The organism is Elongatibacter sediminis, from assembly GCF_037892215.1.
Classification (GTDB): Bacteria; Pseudomonadota; Gammaproteobacteria; order Xanthomonadales; family SZUA-36; genus Elongatibacter; species Elongatibacter sediminis.
Window position 1 is genome coordinate 244,729 of record NZ_JAZHOG010000008.1, and the last position, 17,857, is coordinate 262,585.

Sequence of the window (17,857 nt, forward strand, 5' to 3'; positions counted from 1 at the left end):
ATCAGCAGGGATTAGAAGTAGAGTTTTCCACTTAAGCAGATGGGGGAATTGCCGTGGTGTATTACGAAGCCTCGTTTGAGCTTCGTGACCTTTCCCCCTAGAAGCTAACACGCCGAGTGCGAGTTTTCCCTAAACTGAAATTGAAGGAGAACTCGAAATGGTCAGACCAAAACGGTACACCCCGGAACAGATCACGCGGATTCTGAAGCAACAGGAGGCCGGCCTGAAAGTGGCGGAGATTTGCCGTCAGGCGGGTATTTGTGAACAGACCTTCTACCGGTGGAAGTCGAAGTACGGTGGTATGGGCGCTTCAGAAGTTCAGCGACTCAAGGCGGTGGAAGATGAGAACCGCCGACTGAAGCAACTGGTGGGCGAGCAAGCCCTCGATATTCAGGCTCTGAAGGCAGCTCTGGATCAAAAGTATTAAGGCCCTCGCAGAAACGGAAGGCGGTGAGGGCCATGCGTAAGACAACGTCCATCAGCATCAAGCGTTCGTGCGACCTGGTGGGCCTGTCACGCACCAGTTGGTATCGAAAGCCGAAAGAGTCTCGGTTAAACCAAGGCATCCGCAAACGACTGCGGGAGATCGCGGCTGAGCGACCTTCATTCGGCTCCCCACGCATGACGATCCTGATGCAGCGCGAGTTCGGTGCAATCAATCATAAGCGCATTGAGCGCATCTACGGTGAGGAAGGCCTGCAGCTGCCACGCAGGCCGAAGCGACGGCGCCGTGGTGTGCAGCGGCCGATCCCGAAGATCGAACCTACCGCACCCGGGCAAAGGGCATCGATGGACTTCATGCACGATGTGCTGGCCGATGGCAGAAGGATCCGGCTGTTCACCCTGGTTGATGATTACTCACGGGAATGCCTGGCCATCGAAGTCGATACCTCACTGAGTGGTCAACGCATCAGCAGGTTGCTGGAAGCACTGCGCCAGGCAGATCGACTGCCAGGCACCATCGTGTGTGACAACGGTACGGAATTTACTTCCAAGGCCATGCTCAAGTGGTCACTCAACACCGGCGTGAAGCTCAACTTCATTGAACCCGGAAAACCGACCCAGAATGCCTACATCGAATCGTTCAATGGCAAGTTCAGGCACGAATGCCTGAGACAACACTGGTTCGAATCGCTGTACGAAGCACGGCAGATCGTGGAAGCCTGGAGGCAAGACTACAACCACGTCAGGCCCCACAGCTCACTGAAATATGAAACGCCCAAGGCGCTTGTAAACCGGTTCAGGAAAGACAAGAATCGATTAGTAGACTCGCACTCGAGGTTGTAACTCTTGAGGGGGAAAGGTCACCGGGTAACGGCTTTTTACAGCCAGGTTCGCGCTGGAAATTACTGGATTTCAGTAGGCTACTTTGGCCGTTGTGGGGTCGGGCCAGATCAGGCTCGGATAACCAGCGGATTCCATTCAGGTTTCTGGGTAGATGACGCGGCAATCAGGCTCTTAGATGGCGAGTTTTGTCAGCTAAACCATACTTGAAAGAAATCCGAGCCAACGGCGACAGCCTCAGTCCACCGGGGTCATTGTTGCCGAGAATTCCCCGAACTTGTGCAGACGTCTGGGCCGGCCAGCGGTGCTACATGTCCGACTCGAACTCCCTGACGTGGAAACTGCGCATGCTCGAGCGGTCGAACAGGTTCGCCTCATCTGCGGAAATCTCGGCGGCGGCTTCCGGGGCGTTGATCGCAGCCATGGCGTTCTGGTAAGCCGCCTCGTTCGGATACCAGATCTCCAACAGCACATCGTACTCGGCCTCGTATGACTCGCCGGTGGCTGGATCGGGAACGGGAAAGAGATACCGGCGAATGTAATGACAGGCGTGGCCCTTCAGGTACTTTTCACCGATGCGCCGATGTGTGGACTCGTAATGCTCGATGAAGTCTTCCATCGACATTCCGCTTCTGCGCTTGAGCAGGTTTACCGTTTTGATCATTGCCGAGCGATTCTCCGTCAGTGAGCCAGACTCTGTACGGTGAGAATAACGCACCGGTACCTGATGAGCCGGGAAGTGGTTCACCCGTAAGGAGTCGTGGTTGTGGCATCGATGGGTAAGCGCCAGGCACCGCCAGGGATGTAACTTCGTTTGGCTGCGGGCTTAAACGCCTTAAAAGTATTGTTTTGATGCTCAAAAGGCCGTGCTAAGGCACGATTGTTCTCTTGATGGGTGCAAGAAATCGCGATATTTCAGTCGCTTGCACCCCTCATTTTCTGGCCCGACCCCAATTGCCTTTCTTATACGCCAGACGATCCTTCCCGGTCCGCTTGTGGTTTTGAGTGTGCATCACGGTTGTGCGCTTCTGAAATCCACAGCAGAAAGAGATCACCACACGTAAACCGAGATTCATCGTCGGATGGACCGTTCTCTTGGCGAGGCTGTTCGCTCAGATGACCCGGGCTGCTCAGGGTCACACGGTGCAAATGGCCATGGGCAGCGAGATATATGCTCCATTCACACCTGAGAAGTTATCCAGATCAAGTACCAAAGAAGAACCAAAGCTCAGCGCGAAAACACCGGCACCGCCAGTATTCAATTCCACGAGTCCGGCGCGGGTTCGCACCGCCGCGATTTCACCATCAAGTAGGGCGGCCGGGAAATGGAAAAATTCAATCCTGCGCTTGCAAGATCGGTTCCCGCCCTGATCCTGCTGGCAGAAATCACTGCTACGTCTACCGTTATGGGTCGCTTGGAACGTGGTTTTGCGGGGCAAATGGCCGCTTTAGGCGTCTTTTTTTTGGCAAAATCCACATGGATATTCAGGCAAATCAATTGTTTATCCTGGTCCGACCCCGTCGGTTTTTGACCCCGTCGGTTTTTTTCTTCGTTTTCTCAAATTTCAGAAAAATTTCGGATTTTTTTGAAGTATGAATCGCGGGTGTGGCCTAGCCTCGACGGTCATGACTCAAGGCGGGTAGAACGATGCGGTTTCGAGCAGTTGCGATTCTCTTTCTGGCGGTTCTTGGTCTTGGTGCCAACGAACTTGCAGCGGCCACCATTGATATCGGACCCAATGGCTGCTCCCTGGCGGATGCGATCCGCAGCGCAAACAACGACAGTGCATCGGGCAACTGCAGTGCCGGATCGGGAACAGATACGATTGTCGCACCCAACGGCTGGGTGATACCGCTCAGTTCGACCCTGCCAACCATTAACTCCAATTTAACCATTCAAAGCGAAAGCAGTGGCGGCGTCTTGACTGTCTCTGGTGATTTTGCGCACAAGATCATGCGCATTAATGGCGCATCGACCAATGTTGTCTTGCGGCGGGTGGCGCTGGTCGACGGTCGTGTGGGTTCGGCCACCGGAACGGGCGGTGCAGCCCTGGACATCAGCGAGGCGACCGTCAGCATTTTCGACTCGGAAATCTCGGGCAATAAAGTCACCGATAACACCGGCTCCGCCATTCATATCACCAATGGCGAGCTGAATATCACCTCCAGCGAAGTCTTTGGTAACTCGATGCGTATTACCGGTGTCTTTTCGCCGGAACGCACTGCCATCTATGCCAGAAATTCGGAAGTCAATGTTACTGACTCCGAATTCTTCGCCAACGTTGGCGCCGAGCCCGACCTTGTATCTGCCAGCATCTATATGGACGGTGGTGAGCTGAATTTCGTCAACAGCCTGGTCAACGAGTTCAGATATGGTCTGCGCGGCGAGCAGGCTATCGTCAATATCGTCAATTCAACTTTCGATAAAACCGATGGGCCGAACTACCCCGACCATGATCTGATCTACTTCACGGACAACTCCTTCGTGTCATTGGTACACGTCACTGATCGTGAACGAACCGTACTTGAAGATTCCAGTTTTTCTGCTGTCAACAGCATACTTACCCACTGCGAGTTCACCAACGTCGTGGTGACTTTTGATGCGGGTAACTACAATCGTTACAGCAATTGCCTGGGCAGAGCTGATGGTGAAGGCAACCTGCTGCCACTGGCCGAAAACGGCGGGCCTACCCGGACCAGCGCCATCAGTTACCCGTCCAACATGATCGACTTCGCCGATCAGGCTTACTGTGAACCCGTCGACCAGCGTGGTGAGCCACGCGTGGGTGACTGCGACGTGGGCGCTTTCGAAGTAACCGGTACCGCCAATGTGGCAATTAGCCAGTCACTGTTGCCCAACGCGCCCTATGTCAATGAACAGCCGGTAACACTCAACCTGCAAGTGAGCAACAATGGCCCGAACCTGGCAAGCGATTTACGCGTAGACCTGGACCTCGATAATGTCTTTATCGAACAGATTAATTCGACGGACTGCCCCAGCTTGCCCTGCGACCTTGCCAGCCTGCAGTACGGACAGGTCGTGAGCATTCCCATCGATCTGAACATGGGCAACGCATTCAACGGGCCATACAGTATTGATGCGTCAGTCACCTCTACAGCACAGTCCACCCATCATGATCCGGACGAGAGTGATCCAGACGGCAACAACTTCGCGAGCATTGAAGGGACACTTCAAAATGGCGCCGATCTCAGTGTAACGCTCGATTTGCTTTCCAATCCACCCTTCGTGAATGGACAGCTAATCGAGTACAAAGCCACGGTAACCAACAATGGCCCCGACAGCGCGGATGGTATCGAATTGCTTTTTTCGCCCGACGGGTTGAGCGTGTTGGGCTTTGACAACTGTCCTTCCAGCACCGGCAACACCTGCTATCTCAACCCCTTGAACGATGGCGCGCAATACATCTTCACAATAGACACAAAGTTGACCAGCACCCAGTTCAATGCAGAAGCCCAGGTTTCAAGCAACCTGGTGGATCCCAATCTGGCCAACAATACCGACAACCAGAACAACGGCGGCGCAGTCGCCGAGACCGATCTGTTTGTAACTGTCCGCACACTTACCCAGCCGCCATACTTCAGTAATCAGTACTTGCAGTTCGAGATAAAACTGGCAAGCCTTTCCGGGACGGCAAGCAGTATTCAGCTCGATACCGACCTGCCCGGCGGGTACTACATCGGTGTGCAAGGTTGCACCAACAGCCCTTGCATTCTGCCGTATACCCTCGCAGAAGAAGAGTCAGTGACCATACTTGCTGACTGGTTTGCCCCGGTACGCGATCCCGACGGTCCATCCGATTGGACTTACACGGTGACGGCCACGCCCGGACAAACCGATACCCAACCAGCCAACAATACCGCCCAGACCAGTGAACCCCTGGCATATGCCGCCGATGTGTGGGCAACCCTGGATTTGGTTTCGTCACCACCGTTCATGGAAGGTGAAGAGATCGAGTACCGGCTTCGTGTCGTGAACAGCGGTCTAAACCATGCCGGTTCGGTTCTCATCGCAACCCAGCCAGAGAACCTTACGTTGGAGTTCGCCAACGGCCAGCGATGCGCATCGATTCCCTGTGAGATCCCGCAGCTGGACCGTTTCAACGATGAAATCATCACCTTGGTCTATCGCATCGATGCGGCCGGCCCGTTTGATCTCAGTGCCACCGTGTATGCGGATGAGTTTGACCCCGACGAGTCAAACAATATCGATGAAACCGGCAACGACGGCATCGCGGAAGCCGTACCGGTTGCCGATGTAATTTTCGCTGCCGGTTTCGAGTAGGCAGAAGCACGAAAATGCAGAGCAAATGAACACATTCACTGACACGTCGTTGAGATTGGCATGCGCAAAGGCCCTGCTGGTCGCGCTGGCGTTGGTTTTTGCCTTCCCCGTCCCCGCCGTTGCGAACGAGACCGTCTACGTTCTTTTTCGCCATGCGGAAAAAGCCACACAAAGCCCTGATCCGGGTTTGAATGAACAGGGCAAAGAACGGGCCCTCGCCCTGGCCGCTTACCTGCAGAAAGCCGGTGTTACGAAGATTTTCTCATCCGACTACCAGCGAACCCGGGAGACCGTGGAGCCGCTGTCGAACCTCACGGGCATAGAAATCGAACTGTACGACCCTCGAGACCTGGAGGCTTTTGCCAGGGAACTGAAGGAAATGTCCGGAACAATTGCGGTATGCGGGCATTCCGACACAACCCCTCAACTGGCATCCCTGGTCTCAGGCCAGGTCACCGAACCGATCCCGGAAACGGAGTACGGCAGGTTGTATACCGTGGTCACGAAAATGGGTGGCGAAACCACCATCAGGGTTAGCGAAATTTACTGAAAATACCGCTGGCTTGTCTACTGAGCCGCGTGCTCAGCAGAAGAAAAAGGCGTCTCGATATGCAGCTGAGTGGAGATGGTATCGCCGTCCTTTCCTATGGTTATCAAAAACAGCTGTTCGTAATCAAGATGACTCATGGGTGGGTAACGGGTTTCGCCGATCAGACGATTGATCATGTCGGGTATGGTATTGCTGTGACCGATAATCAGCACCTGCTGCCCGCGAATCGTGTTGAGAAATTTCAACACATCAAATGACAGTGGATAGTAGTACTCGAGCTCCAGGCCGCTATCGCTGGCCAGGATATCTGCCGTTTGGATATTGCGTGTGAAATCCGTGGTAAAAATCCGCTCGAACTCGACATGCTGCAATACGGTCTTCCAGTAGTTGGCTCGAGCGATTCCGGCACCGGAAAGGCCGGGGTCTTCAGACTCCCAGTCGGTTTGTTCAGTGTGGCGCAGAATATAGATCCGGGTGACTTCGGATTCAGGTGCTGGTTTGACGTCTGCTTCGCCAATCCCGTTCAAATTGATTGAAGCGGGTTGCCTGAAGCCCTGGTAAAGGTTGAAAGCCAGGCTGATCAACAGCGCAAGGACCAGGGCGGCTGAAAACCAGGGCAGCTTCTGGCGACGCATTTCATCCGGTGCTATGGCGGCGGATTCCGGCTCTGCAGAAGCTTGCGGAAGCTCAAGCCGGTAACCGAGCTTTGGCACGGTAACAATCAGCTCATCGCTGATGCCGGACTTCTTGAATACTTTCCGCAGGCGCGCAATGGCTGAGGTGACCACTTCGGGGGCGCTTGGTTTGTCTTTCCACACCTGATCCATAAAGGCATCAGCCGTCACCACCTGACCGGCGTTCTCAACCAGTAACTGCAAAACTTCCAGCGCCTTGGGGTCTATCTTGACCGGCACGCCATTGGACAGGAAAACGTGCTCACCGAAATCGACCGAAATATGTCTGATTTTGAGTCTGTCTTTGGTCACAGGAATTCCTTGCCCGATTAGTTCAAACCGGGTTTCACACGACGATAATTCAGCCTGGGCGCCCCTTTCGATAGCGCGGGGAAAGTATAAGGCATAAGCAGTGGAGCCAGAATTCGGCGTCCGGGACCACCAGGGAACCCTGGCCTCACCGTAATCGATCGGCCAAAGACGAAGGCTCCGCTTGCAACACCCACCTACCAACGCCATCGCCCAATACGGACTGTCCTCCAGTCAATCATTTCCGGGCACTACCCGCGCTTTGTGAGGCAGATCGAACGATCCGGCGGGCATTTCCTGCAGTTCGTCCGGCAGAAGTTCCAGGAGCATCTGAGCGCCGTTGTGGGGTCGGGCCAGATCAGCCTCGGATAACCAGCGGATTCCATTCAGGTTTCTGGTTAGATGGCGCGGCAATCAGGCTCTTAGATGGCGAGTTTTGTCAGCTAAACCATGCTTGGAAGGAATCCGAGCCAACGGCGACAGCCTCAGTACACCGGGTTCATTGTTGCCGAGAATTCCCCGAACTTGTGCAGACGTCTGGGCCGGCCAGCGGTGCTACATGTCCGACTCGAACTCCCTGACGTGGAAACTGCGCATGCTCGAGCGGTCGAACAGGTTCGCCTCATCTGCGGAAATCTCGGCGGCGGCTTCCGGGGCGTTGATCGCAGCCATGGCGTTCTGGTAAGCCGCCTCGTTCGGATACCAGATCTCCAACAGCACATCGTACTCGGCCTCGTATGACTCGCCGGTGGCTGGATCGGGAACGGGAAAGAGATACCGGCGAATGTAATGACAGGCGTGGCCCTTCAGGTACTTTTCACCGATGCGTCGATGTGTGGATTCATAGTGCTCGATGAACTCTTCCATCGACATTCCGCGTTTGCGCTTGAGCAAGTTAACCGTTTTGATCATTGCCGAGCGATTCTCCGTCAGTGAGCCAGACTCCGTACGGTGAGAATAACGCACCGGTACCTGATGAGCCGGGAAGTGGTTCACCCGTAAGGAGTCGTGGTTGTGGCATCGATGGGTGAGCGCCAGACACCGCCAGGGATGTGACTTCGTTTGGCTGCGGGCTTAAACGCCTTAAAAGTGTTGTTTTGATGCGCAAAAGGCCGTGCTAAGGCACGATTGTTCTCTTGATGGGTGCAAGAAATCGCGATATTTCAGTCGCTTGCACCCCTCTTTTCTGGCCCGACCCCAATTGCCCTCAATTGCCCTAGCTGCGGGTAGCTTCTTCGATCTTGGCGAGCATCTGGTCGGGGGTTTTTCCCAGCGCGTTGGCCAATTCTTCGGTCAGAAAATCCGTGGTCTGTCTCAGGTGCGTGCGGTCGGCGGCGCTCAGGCGATCTTCTTTTTGGCGCTTTCTCAAGCTCTTGTATACCTCGGCATAGCTGAATGGGTCGTCCTTTTCCATTTTGGCCTGATGCGCGTTGGCCCGCGTCTTCCACTGCGTGCTGGTTTTGCCCTTCCAGGATTTGATGTGATCGATGAGCTGACGGGCTTCGGAGGGTCCGATCGGCTCGCGGACCATTTCGTCGAGATCGTTTTCGCGCAGCATCACGGTGATTTGATCGCGTTCAAAAAAAAGTTTGGCGAAGCGGGTGCCGTTATCGCCGGAAAAGCTTCTCTTGCGGATGGACTGGACCTTGCCGATGCCATGGTGGGGGTGATGAATCCTATCGCCTTGATGGACGGTAATGAGCCTTCTCCTCGTGAGGAATTACGAACAGCTGAGAAAAAACTAAATGAATCAACAGTTTATAATAAATTTGGGTATAAATCAAGTCATGGGTGGAAATCGGGTCGGTTACGCGGTTGAATCGCTCATGGAGCGGGCGAGTGTGGTGACCGGCTGATTAATCAACGATCACGGCGCCACCCTGCTGCGGGTGCGGGTGTCGAAACCGTCCCGCACACTTCATATCCCGGTAGTGCTGCCACAGCGCCCGATAGGGAAAGGTATTGGGGTTTCTGAAACCCGCCCAGTGAACCAGGAATACCCGCCGGCGGCTGAAGGGGTTGAGGTTCTTTATCTGGCCGCCCTTGACGCGCCACCCGCCAGTTCCGGCGTGCAGTTCCGACCAGGCCGGGCGCAGGCTGCCTTTCCTGACCAGCTCGCTGATGCTGCCGTACCGTTTACCCGAGGTGACGATCGCGTGGTTCAGCGCCGGCTGTTCCATGCACTGAAGTGCCATGTGCTGTCGCGCAGCAGCGGCGGCCTCGACGCGGGACGCAAGCAGTTCAAAATTGCCGAAGCGGCGCGAGCTGACGATGAAACCGGTGTTCGCCGCAAATGCGATTTGTTCGGTACTCAACAAACCACTGTCATCGATGCTGTCTTTCCACACCCAGCGTCTGATCTGCGGCATGTTGGAGTGCGAGGTCAGGATGTCGAAATCATCCAGCAAATCGAAGGCAAAGCCGATATCGTGGACAACGACGGTGTCGACATCGATGTAAACGAACCGCTCGAATGGACCCGACCACAAGGCGAATTTTCGGTATGCACCGCGCTTCTCGGAATGAAATATCAGACTCAGTTCATCGCATTTTCGCAACACCCCGAGGTCATTGAACTCGGTGCAACCGAAACTTTCGGCCAGCGCGCGAACTCGCCGGCAGCGGTCGTCGAAGGGAATCCAGCACACCGGTAAATAACTGCTGTGCGTGTGCAGGCTGTTGAGAAAGGCCACGGTTTTGTCGTAGACCGCGTCGTTTGCGATAAAACACACGCCTTGTCCGCTGGAATCAGGGACGTGTACCGATGCACCGGTGCCACTCACCAGGAGGGGCGTCCGTGCGTCATTCTGCTTTCTCTTCGTTTTAAGAAATTGAAGTAATTCACCGTTTCACATTACGTTGCAGCGTGGGATGGCCGGCCCAAAACGCTCTCACCTGAGCGCAGAATCCACCCTAGGTGGGGCTGGAAAGTGGTGTCAAGCTGCAATCCAGCCAGCAGTCACGGATCATCCTCCAAACAGGTGCTCATAAGGCAAATGAACAACCCCTACGGCCAAATCATTTATTTGGAGCCGTACCCAGGAATGAGTCGTTGGCGGCGGCACCTCAACCAGTCTTGACACTTCCGGAATAGTATGGGACGCTTGCCGGGCGAATTGAATTCCATTCAAAACTAAAAAAGTTGCCGATGATGGTATGGGGCCTGTTCCCCGACAGCCCGGCAACGATGATTTTATTGAGGTTTAACAGACCGTAATGACTTCCGAAACGGATCATTGCGACAAATCAAACAGTGTGACGGGGTGGCTTAATGAATTCTCGTTGTAAAAAGTTTCGTAATATCAATTCGTTGGCGATAGCGCCCGTTGTTGGCTTGTTTATGTTCACACCCGTGCTCGCTCAGGTTGAGGGCGAGGCTTCCGCAAGAGCGACCGAAATCCAGGGGCTTGAAGAAGTCATCATTACAGCCCGTAAACAAACTGAATCACTTCAAGATGTTCCGGTGTCAGCCGTTGTCCTTTCAGAATCCGAAATTGACCGGCGAAATCTCACTTCTTTGGAGCGAATCGCGGGCAGTTCGCCGGAATTGTTCGTTGCACGTAGTTCAAATGGTTCGGGTGCCGTTATTACGATGCGGGGCATCGGTTCTCAATCGACCTCGATCGGGATTGAACAATCCACGGCAGTTGTTGTTGATGGCGTTTATTACGGTTCCGGGTTTTTCCTGAATGAAGCGCTTTTTGATCTCGATACCATCGAGATCCTGAAAGGACCACAGGCTTTGTTTTTCGGAAAAAATGCAACCGCCGGCGTGATCTCCGTGACGACCAAGTCACCCAGCGAAGAATTCGAGTTGAACACCCGTGTCGGGTATGAGACGACCGCCGAAGAAGTGTCTGCCGAAGTCATTGTGTCGGGCCCGATCAGTGACACATGGTCGGGACGCCTGGCGCTTCGGGCGTCCGATATGGCTGACGGTTATTTCGACAACCTGGCGATCGCAACCCCCATCACATCCTTCGATGTTGCGACGGGTGACTTGATCGAGCACGTCCAGCAGCCTCACGGAGGTGGCATGCCGGGTACTTCCGAGCGTACGTTGAGGGGAACGCTTTTGTGGGAACCCACGGATCGTTTTTTCGCGAATATCAAGGCCACACTGTCATCGCGGGAAGACGACTCGAATGCCTGGAACATGGCACCCGTTGCGTGCGGTAATGGAACGGGCTTCACCCAGGTCAATCCTGAAGTGCCGTGCCGGGAAGAGTTCGATGTGTATGTGCCCAATGCGCCGGACGGTTTTGCCGGGGCACTACCCGGGATGAAGGAAGATGGGTCTTCTTTCAATGACTACGAGGCGTGGTCGTTGACCGCTATCCTGGAGTACGCTTTGGAATCAGCGACGATCACCTCGATCTTTAATTACAATTCGAGCCAGAACCGCTGGGGTCTGGGGCAGAATGTGCATTCGCCAACGTCCTTCATTGCCGCGACGCAGGATTCCCAGCTCGATGTGTTCTCCAATGAGACCCGGGTGGCCTGGGATGTGTCTGACTCCGTTGACATTCTGGTTGGCGCCTACTATCAGAATTCCAAACGTGATCATGACCAGGCGGCTGCTTTTGCGCCCATAGAGGACTCGAGTCAGCCAGGGGATTTGCGCTACACCAGTTACATCAAGCCCTCGACGGTCGATGGAGAAACCTTGTCGTTATTCGGGCAGGTGAAGTGGAAAATCGTGCCCGACCTCGAACTCGCTGTCGGTGCCCGATACATTCACGAGGACAACGAAGGTTTTGTCGTGCAGAGCTTTGTCCTGCCTGCGTTGCAGGGATTGTTCCCGCAGGATCTGCCTCTGTCTGCCGATCAGAGCTTTTCGGAAACAACGCCTGAAGTCACGCTGACCTATTTCCTCAATGACAATGTGACGTTGTACGGTGGCTACAAGTCCGCCTATAAGTCAGGCGGGTTTTCCGCCAGTGCCCTCATCGTGGCGGCCACAACCATTGACGACGTCTTGTTTGATCCTGAAACCGCTGATGGATTCATGTTCGGTGTAAAGAGTACGTGGCTGAATAACCAGCTGAGAGTCAACGCGGAAATGTATCGGACCGAGTACAAGGATCTTCAGGTTGATTTCTTCAATTCGGACACGTTCCAATTCATAACCACGAACGCCGGCAAGGCCCTGGTAGAGGGCGTTGAGGTTAATGTGGATTACGCACCTGCGCAGGTGCCGGGTCTCATCCTGAATGGTGCCGTCGTCTACAATGATGCTACGTATGAGGATTTCATCGCTCCGTGTTACACGGGGCAGTCCATTGCCGCGGGTTGTAACACGACATTTGGCGCCGGAAAAGGCCAGGATTTGAGTGGTTCGCCGACCGCTGTCGCGCCCAAGTGGACCTCGTCAATCGGAGGTGTTTACTCGTTCGACATCGGTTCCGGGCTGGAGCTCACGCTGGGGTCAACGATCCGCTACAGCGATGACTATCTGGGTTCCAACTTCGGCTCCCCGCTGTCGCGGCAGGATTCCTACTTCAATGTCGATGCCTCGGTACGCTTGTCAAAACTCGACTCGAGCTGGGAGTTGTCGCTGGTTGCACGCAACCTGACCAACAGCTTCCATTTCAGCAGTGTTCTGGATCTGCCCAATTCCGGGACCGGGACGGGTACCGACAGTGCAGTGCCTGCTGACGTAATCGGTCTCGTCGATGCCCCCCGGACGTTTCTGTTGCAGCTGAGCAATCGATTCTGAGTTCTCCCGGTGGTCAACAGGAAGCGCCCTCCGGCTCAAAGCGTGCCCCGTGACGATCTGGCTCCCCGGATCCGTCACCGGCGGTTGAGGTCCGTAGGGTCGGCGAGCGTGCAGGGGTGGCAAGAAGTCACGCTCCTGCCGCCAGCGAAGTGGCTCTAGCGGCTTGCTTCGCTGCATGTGCGTTGATCACCGATAGCCTCCTGTTCGATTGTCCCGTGTATTGATACCGCTGAATAAAGCCGAAATAGGTTGTTGAATCCATGAATGCCAGTGCTGGAAGAGTTGCCGGAAAGGTTGCAATCGTTACGGGAGCGGCGAGCGGGCTGGGTCGGGCGACCGCAGAGCTCCTGGCCCGAGAGGGTGCCACGGTCGTCGTGACTGACATCAATGCCGACCAAGCTCGGAAAGTCGCGGATTCGATCGGCGAGTCGGCGATCTCCGTTGTCCACGACGTGACGGACGAGGAGTCGTGGGTCAGCCTGATCGGGGAAGTGGAATCGCGATACGGAAAACTCAATATCCTGGTCAACAATGCGGGAATCGTCACTCCTGGAGATGCCGAGTCGACCACGGTGGCGGATTACAAGCGCATCATGGCGGTCAGTATGGACGGCGTGTTTTTCGGTTGTAAGTACGCAATTCCGCTGATGAAAAAGTCGGGCCTGTCTTCCATCGTCAATATGTCTTCCATTGCGGCACTGGTTGGAGAGTCGGTGGTGGCCGCCTATTGCGCGGCCAAGGGCGCCGTTCGATCGTACACCAGGGCCGTTGCCGTTCATTGCACTCGCAGCGGGTATCAGATTCGCTGCAATTCGGTGCATCCGTCCGGTATCGATACACCGATGGTGCAGGGCTTCAGTTCCGAGATGAGCGAGATCAATGCCGCAAACGGCGTGGATCAGGAAACCGAGAGCGTCGGCAGCCGTCTTGGCGAACCGGATGACGTTGCATACGCCGTTCTATACCTTGCCTCAGACGAAGCGAAGTTCACCAACGGTACCGAGCTCGTGATCGATAATACGGTGACCGCCACGGCGGGCGTAGTCCCGTAGGAAATCCCAGGGCACGCCCTCGGGAAGGATTCGTTACCTTCCCGGAAATCAACCATTGATGTCGAATAGCAATACGCCACTCATGAGCCGCCTGATGCCAAGAAGGCGGCTTTCACCTTCCAACTGATCCCGGATCAGTAATCCCCGTCATCCCGGCCCCTCACCAGTGCGTCATCCCGGCCCTCACTAAAACGTCACCCCGGCCCCTCACCAATGCGTCATCCCGGCCCCTCACTACAACGTCATCCCGGCCCCTCACTACAACGTCATCCCGGCCCTCACTAAAACGTCATCCCGGCCCTCACTAAAACGTCATCCCGGCCCCTCACCAATGCGTCATCCCGGCCTCCGAGCCGGGATCCACCCGGCACCGCGCTCAAAGTGAATTTCAACCCGTTCAATGCCGCGTCCGCCAACTCATATACGAAGCATCGGTCCCGCGCCTGCCGGGGACGCCAATCGCCAATAGCAAAAATACGACGCCGTCAACTTGTTGCACGACTGCATAAGATAGTACGGTGCAGACCGCGAAGTAACCGTCTCGCCTCACCGTCCGAAAAGCGGCCAGTAGCCAAACTCACATGATTCCCAAACGCATCATCCAGACCTGGAAAACCACCGACATTCCCCGGCGCTATCGGGCCTATCAGCGCCAGCTGAGACGCTTGCACCCAGACTATGAATACCTGTTGATGACCGACGAGGAAGTGGACAGCTTCGTTCGACGGGAGTACCCGGAGTACGCACAGGCATTTGATGACCTGCAGGATTTCATCTCCCGGATCGACCTGTTTCGACTGCTTGCGGTACACAAGATGGGAGGATTCTATTTCGATCTCGACGTGTGCATCTCGAAACCTCTGGATGACCTGCTCGATCAGGCCTGCATATTTCCGTTTGAACGGCAGATGGACGCCTATGGTTCCGCACTGCTCGGAACGATAGAAATGCTGGGTCAATATGCCTTCGGTGCGCAGGCCGGACACCCGTTTCTGCGCGCTTGCGCCGACAACATTCGTCGCACCACGCTGGATTCCGATTTCGCCCGCGCACCCAGCCGTGAGATTCTGGACAGTGTCCTGCCGGCAATCATCCGCGACAGGGGCTTCATGCGCGTGCTCTACACGGCGGGCCCGGCCATGATCACCCGCACCCTGCTGGAACAACCGGAGGGTAGCGAGGATGTCCGGATTCTGGCCGCCCACGGTCGCAATAGCCGACGCAAGGTCAAGCACGTGTTTGGCGTTTACGGTGCCCACCAGATGAGCGGCACGTGGCTGACCCATGCGCAATTCAGTGGGTTATGGCGACTTCTGTCCCGGTTGCGCCTGCGCCATAAACTCAGGCTGCTGGCGAAAGCCGAAAGCCATCTGTCGCGCGAGCTACTGACCGTGGAGCGCCTGACGTAAAGCCCCCGCGAATGAGGGCTGAAGCGACCAGATATTCACGCGGTCATCCCGGTCCCCCACTACGGCGTCATCCCGACTCCTCATCATCGGGTCATCCCCGCCGTTCACAACAGTGTTATCCCAGCCCTACATCACCGCGTCATCCCAGCCCATCATTACTGCGTCATCCCGGCCCCTCCACGACAGCGCTATTCCGAGCCCTTATCATCAGGTCACCAGCGCCGTTCACAACAGCGTGACCCCCGCCCTTCTTAACCGTGTCACCCCCGCCCTTCATAACCGTGTCACCCCCGCCCTTCATAACCGTGTCAGCCCGTCCTTCATTACTGCGTCATCCCGGCCCCCGAGCCGGGATCCACAAGAGCCGGGGGCTGGAGTCGGACCATCGAAAGTAAAGAAGGCTGGAGGAGCCGGGCCAGCGTAAGCAAAAGAAAAGCACGGGACGTCCGCTGAAAAACACAAGGGAATTGTCGTTAATCCGATTTTGGAATCCTGGAGTGGGTGCTTGTGGCAGACGACGAAGTCTCGTCTGAACTGAATATGCCCATTTGGGGTTCAAGTATGGCTATTCCACCACTTTTTGTGACCACACCTGGGTCTGATATGTATTGGTGATCAGTATGTTCCATTGACCGATCCGTATCTGCGGTCTAGAACGAGAATCGACGGGCCTTACCGCTTATCGAGCGCTTGCTGAAAGAAGTCGACTGGCAGTTGTGCCTTCAGCTCATCCATCAGTTTGCGAAACTGTTCCCCAGCGTTCGTCGCGGCCGCCAGGTTGGTCCACTCGTTGGGATCATCCAGGTGGTTGTACAGCTCTTCACTGCCATCCCCGTACAGGCTGTAGCGCCATGGACCCGACTGCACCGCCTGGCCCCGGAGTTCAGTTCCGTCGTTCAGGCTGCGGCGCCATTGCGTGATGACAGGGTGGCCCCACTCGGCTGAAGCATTCATCAATAGCTGCTGCGCGCTGTGGCCTTCGTTTGCCTGGTTGGGTGGGAGCCCGGCCAGATCCAGCAACGTCGGATAGATGTCGATCAGCCCGACGGGTTGCGTTCGGGTTTCGCCTCGCGGAATGCCGGGTCCGGAAAAAATCAGCGGCACTTTGTTCGCACGCTCCCACAGGCTCTGCTTCTGAATCGAACCTTTTTCGCCGACATGGTAACCGTGGTCCGAAAAGAGCACGACGATCGTATTGTCGGCGTATGGGCTCTTCTCGAGTGCCTTCAGGACCTGCCCGACGTAGTGGTCCGCAAAGTAGGTGCTGGCCAGATAGGCGTGTACGATGTTCGGCCACTGCCCGGTTTCGATCGCCCAATCGGTGCGCGGATAGCCGTCGGCGATGTTTATCTTTCGCGCATATTCCGGCACGTCCACCAGATAGTCCGGCCTGTAGGGCGGCAGGGCCAACGTTGCGGGGTCGCCAATCGCGTCGAAATACTTCTGGGGAACATACCAGGGGACGTGGGGGCGCAAAAAGCCCACCATCAGCAGGAATGGCCGGTCATGTTTCTGTTGCAGCTGTTGTGCGGCCCATTCGGCGCTGGCCGGATCGGACATTTCACTTTCGGGGAGGGGGTAGACGCCCCAGTCGGTCATGGTGTTGTCCGAGTCAAAGTGGATGCGTTCATCGCCCGGCAACCGGTTCCAGTTGCCGCGTCCTCCCGACAGGTCGACACTGCCGTCCGGGACATGGCGGTGCAGCAGCTTGCCCACGGCCATCGTCTTATAGCCGTGTCGCTGGAAGTAGCTGTGCAGCAGCAGCGTCCCATGCCGCTGCGCCGCTTCGACCACGACGGAATCCGGCTTGGGTTGATGAAGCAGGCCTAGTGTGCCGGGCAATAGTCCCGAAAACAGACTCGCGCGCGACGGGCCGCAGAGCGGGAATTGGCTGAATGTCTGTGTAAAAGCCACGCCGCGCTCGGCCAGGGAATCGATATTGGGGGTGCGGCTGGAAGCATTGCCGCCGGCGTAGCCGACCCAGTTGTTCAAATCGTCAACGGAAATCAGCAATATGTTGGGCCGCTCCGCACGGGCGGCAGAGTCCGTGGCCTCTGCTGCGAGCGCCGAGTCGACCGGCACGGCTTTGTAATTCGAGAGCGCTTCAGGCGAAACCCCCGCAGTCAGGAGAATCACGCAACCCAGGGCGGTCATTGTCGCAGCCATCCTGGCTGCGAATTGCTGAATTGTCACCGTTGAGGTCTCATTATGTGTATTGGAGGGAACTGGGGTCGCAGGTTAGCTGGAGCTGGACCAGCCTGATTAGAATGATGGCAGCGGTTTTGCGTGGACAAAGGGAATGGGGTCGGACCCGTGTAAGTATAAGAAAAGCAGAAAATATCCGCCAGAAAACACCTTGGATTCAACTGCGAAGCGCAACGGTGAGTGATTCCTGAGTGTTGTTGAACACTTCATAAGGCGTCAAGTAGTCGAGGCATTTGCGCGGCCGGTGATTAAGGCGTCGTTCAACACGATCTGCTTGCGACTGCGTCAGGTTTTTCAGACTCATCTTCTTTGGCCAGTATTGCCGGATGAGTCCGTTGGTATTTTCGTTACT

The 17,857-nt window shown here is 55.7% G+C and carries 15 protein-coding genes; 8 read left to right on the forward strand and 7 right to left on the reverse strand.

What is annotated here, in order from left to right:
- Positions 1–157: 157 nt before the first annotated feature.
- Positions 158–1,287, forward strand: a protein-coding gene (locus tag V3330_RS13340) for an IS3 family transposase (RefSeq protein WP_354695925.1) whose coding sequence is annotated in 2 segments (ribosomal slippage) — positions 158–413 and positions 413–1,287 — 1,131 coding nt in all. Because the reading frame shifts where the segments join, the coding sequence is not laid out codon by codon here.
- A gap of 304 nt (positions 1,288–1,591) precedes the next feature.
- Here the strand turns inward: V3330_RS13340 and V3330_RS13345 are convergent.
- Positions 1,592–1,948, reverse strand: coding sequence for an EthD domain-containing protein (locus V3330_RS13345; RefSeq protein ID WP_354695926.1), 357 nt, complete (start codon positions 1,946–1,948; stop codon positions 1,592–1,594).
- Positions 1,949–2,609: 661 nt separating this feature from the next.
- Here V3330_RS13345 and V3330_RS13350 point away from each other — a divergent pair.
- The 3 genes from V3330_RS13350 to V3330_RS13360 all read left to right on the forward strand — a co-directional run bounded on the left by V3330_RS13350 (position 2,610) and on the right by V3330_RS13360 (position 6,137).
- Positions 2,610–2,816 (forward strand): hypothetical protein, encoded by a 207-nt coding sequence (locus V3330_RS13350; protein ID WP_354695927.1) that lies wholly within the window; start codon positions 2,610–2,612, stop codon positions 2,814–2,816.
- Positions 2,817–2,932: 116 nt separating this feature from the next.
- The gene (locus tag V3330_RS13355) at positions 2,933–5,587 is read left to right on the forward strand and encodes a choice-of-anchor Q domain-containing protein (protein ID WP_354695928.1); all 2,655 of its coding nucleotides are present in this window, start codon (positions 2,933–2,935) and stop codon (positions 5,585–5,587) included.
- 25 nt (positions 5,588–5,612) lie between these two features.
- Positions 5,613–6,137, forward strand: a complete 525-nt coding sequence (locus V3330_RS13360; RefSeq protein ID WP_354695929.1) for a SixA phosphatase family protein — start codon at positions 5,613–5,615, stop codon at positions 6,135–6,137.
- 17 nt (positions 6,138–6,154) lie between these two features.
- Here V3330_RS13360 and V3330_RS13365 read toward each other — a convergent pair whose 3' ends face one another.
- From V3330_RS13365 to V3330_RS13375, 3 genes are all read right to left on the reverse strand, one after another.
- The gene (locus V3330_RS13365; protein ID WP_354695930.1) at positions 6,155–7,123 is read right to left on the reverse strand and encodes a winged helix-turn-helix domain-containing protein; all 969 of its coding nucleotides are present in this window, start codon (positions 7,121–7,123) and stop codon (positions 6,155–6,157) included.
- 552 nt (positions 7,124–7,675) lie between these two features.
- The gene (locus tag V3330_RS13370; protein WP_354695931.1) at positions 7,676–8,032 is read right to left on the reverse strand and encodes an EthD domain-containing protein; all 357 of its coding nucleotides are present in this window, start codon (positions 8,030–8,032) and stop codon (positions 7,676–7,678) included.
- Positions 8,033–8,336: 304 nt separating this feature from the next.
- Entirely contained in the window at positions 8,337–8,678 is a 342-nt protein-coding gene (locus V3330_RS13375; RefSeq protein WP_494400658.1) for a hypothetical protein, read from the reverse strand.
- A 9-nt stretch (positions 8,679–8,687) separates the two neighbouring features.
- On the opposite strand from V3330_RS13375, the gene V3330_RS13380 reads away from it, so the two are divergent.
- Positions 8,688–8,939 carry a hypothetical protein gene (locus V3330_RS13380; protein ID WP_354695932.1) on the forward strand — a complete coding sequence of 84 codons (252 nt, stop codon included), beginning with the start codon at positions 8,688–8,690 and terminating at the stop codon, positions 8,937–8,939.
- A gap of 37 nt (positions 8,940–8,976) precedes the next feature.
- Here V3330_RS13380 and V3330_RS13385 read toward each other — a convergent pair whose 3' ends face one another.
- Entirely contained in the window at positions 8,977–9,852 is an 876-nt protein-coding gene (locus tag V3330_RS13385; RefSeq protein ID WP_354695933.1) for a hypothetical protein, read from the reverse strand.
- Positions 9,853–10,472: 620 nt separating this feature from the next.
- Here V3330_RS13385 and V3330_RS13390 point away from each other — a divergent pair.
- From V3330_RS13390 to V3330_RS13400, 3 genes are all read left to right on the forward strand, one after another.
- A complete protein-coding gene (locus tag V3330_RS13390; RefSeq protein WP_354695934.1) occupies positions 10,473–12,839 on the forward strand; it encodes a TonB-dependent receptor in 2,367 nt (788 codons plus the stop codon).
- A gap of 260 nt (positions 12,840–13,099) precedes the next feature.
- Positions 13,100–13,891 carry an SDR family oxidoreductase gene (locus tag V3330_RS13395; RefSeq protein WP_354695935.1) on the forward strand — a complete coding sequence of 264 codons (792 nt, stop codon included), beginning with the start codon at positions 13,100–13,102 and terminating at the stop codon, positions 13,889–13,891.
- Positions 13,892–14,472: 581 nt separating this feature from the next.
- Positions 14,473–15,300, forward strand: coding sequence for a glycosyltransferase family 32 protein (locus V3330_RS13400; RefSeq protein WP_354695936.1), 828 nt, complete (start codon positions 14,473–14,475; stop codon positions 15,298–15,300).
- Between the two features lie 672 nt (positions 15,301–15,972).
- Here V3330_RS13400 and V3330_RS13405 read toward each other — a convergent pair.
- Both V3330_RS13405 and V3330_RS13410 read right to left on the reverse strand, forming a co-directional pair.
- Complete coding sequence (locus V3330_RS13405; RefSeq protein ID WP_354695937.1) at positions 15,973–17,454, reverse strand: sulfatase; 1,482 nt, start codon at positions 17,452–17,454, stop codon at positions 15,973–15,975.
- A gap of 208 nt (positions 17,455–17,662) precedes the next feature.
- The coding region (locus V3330_RS13410) for a transposase (protein WP_435791827.1) at positions 17,663–17,857 on the reverse strand (195 nt) is incomplete at its 5' end.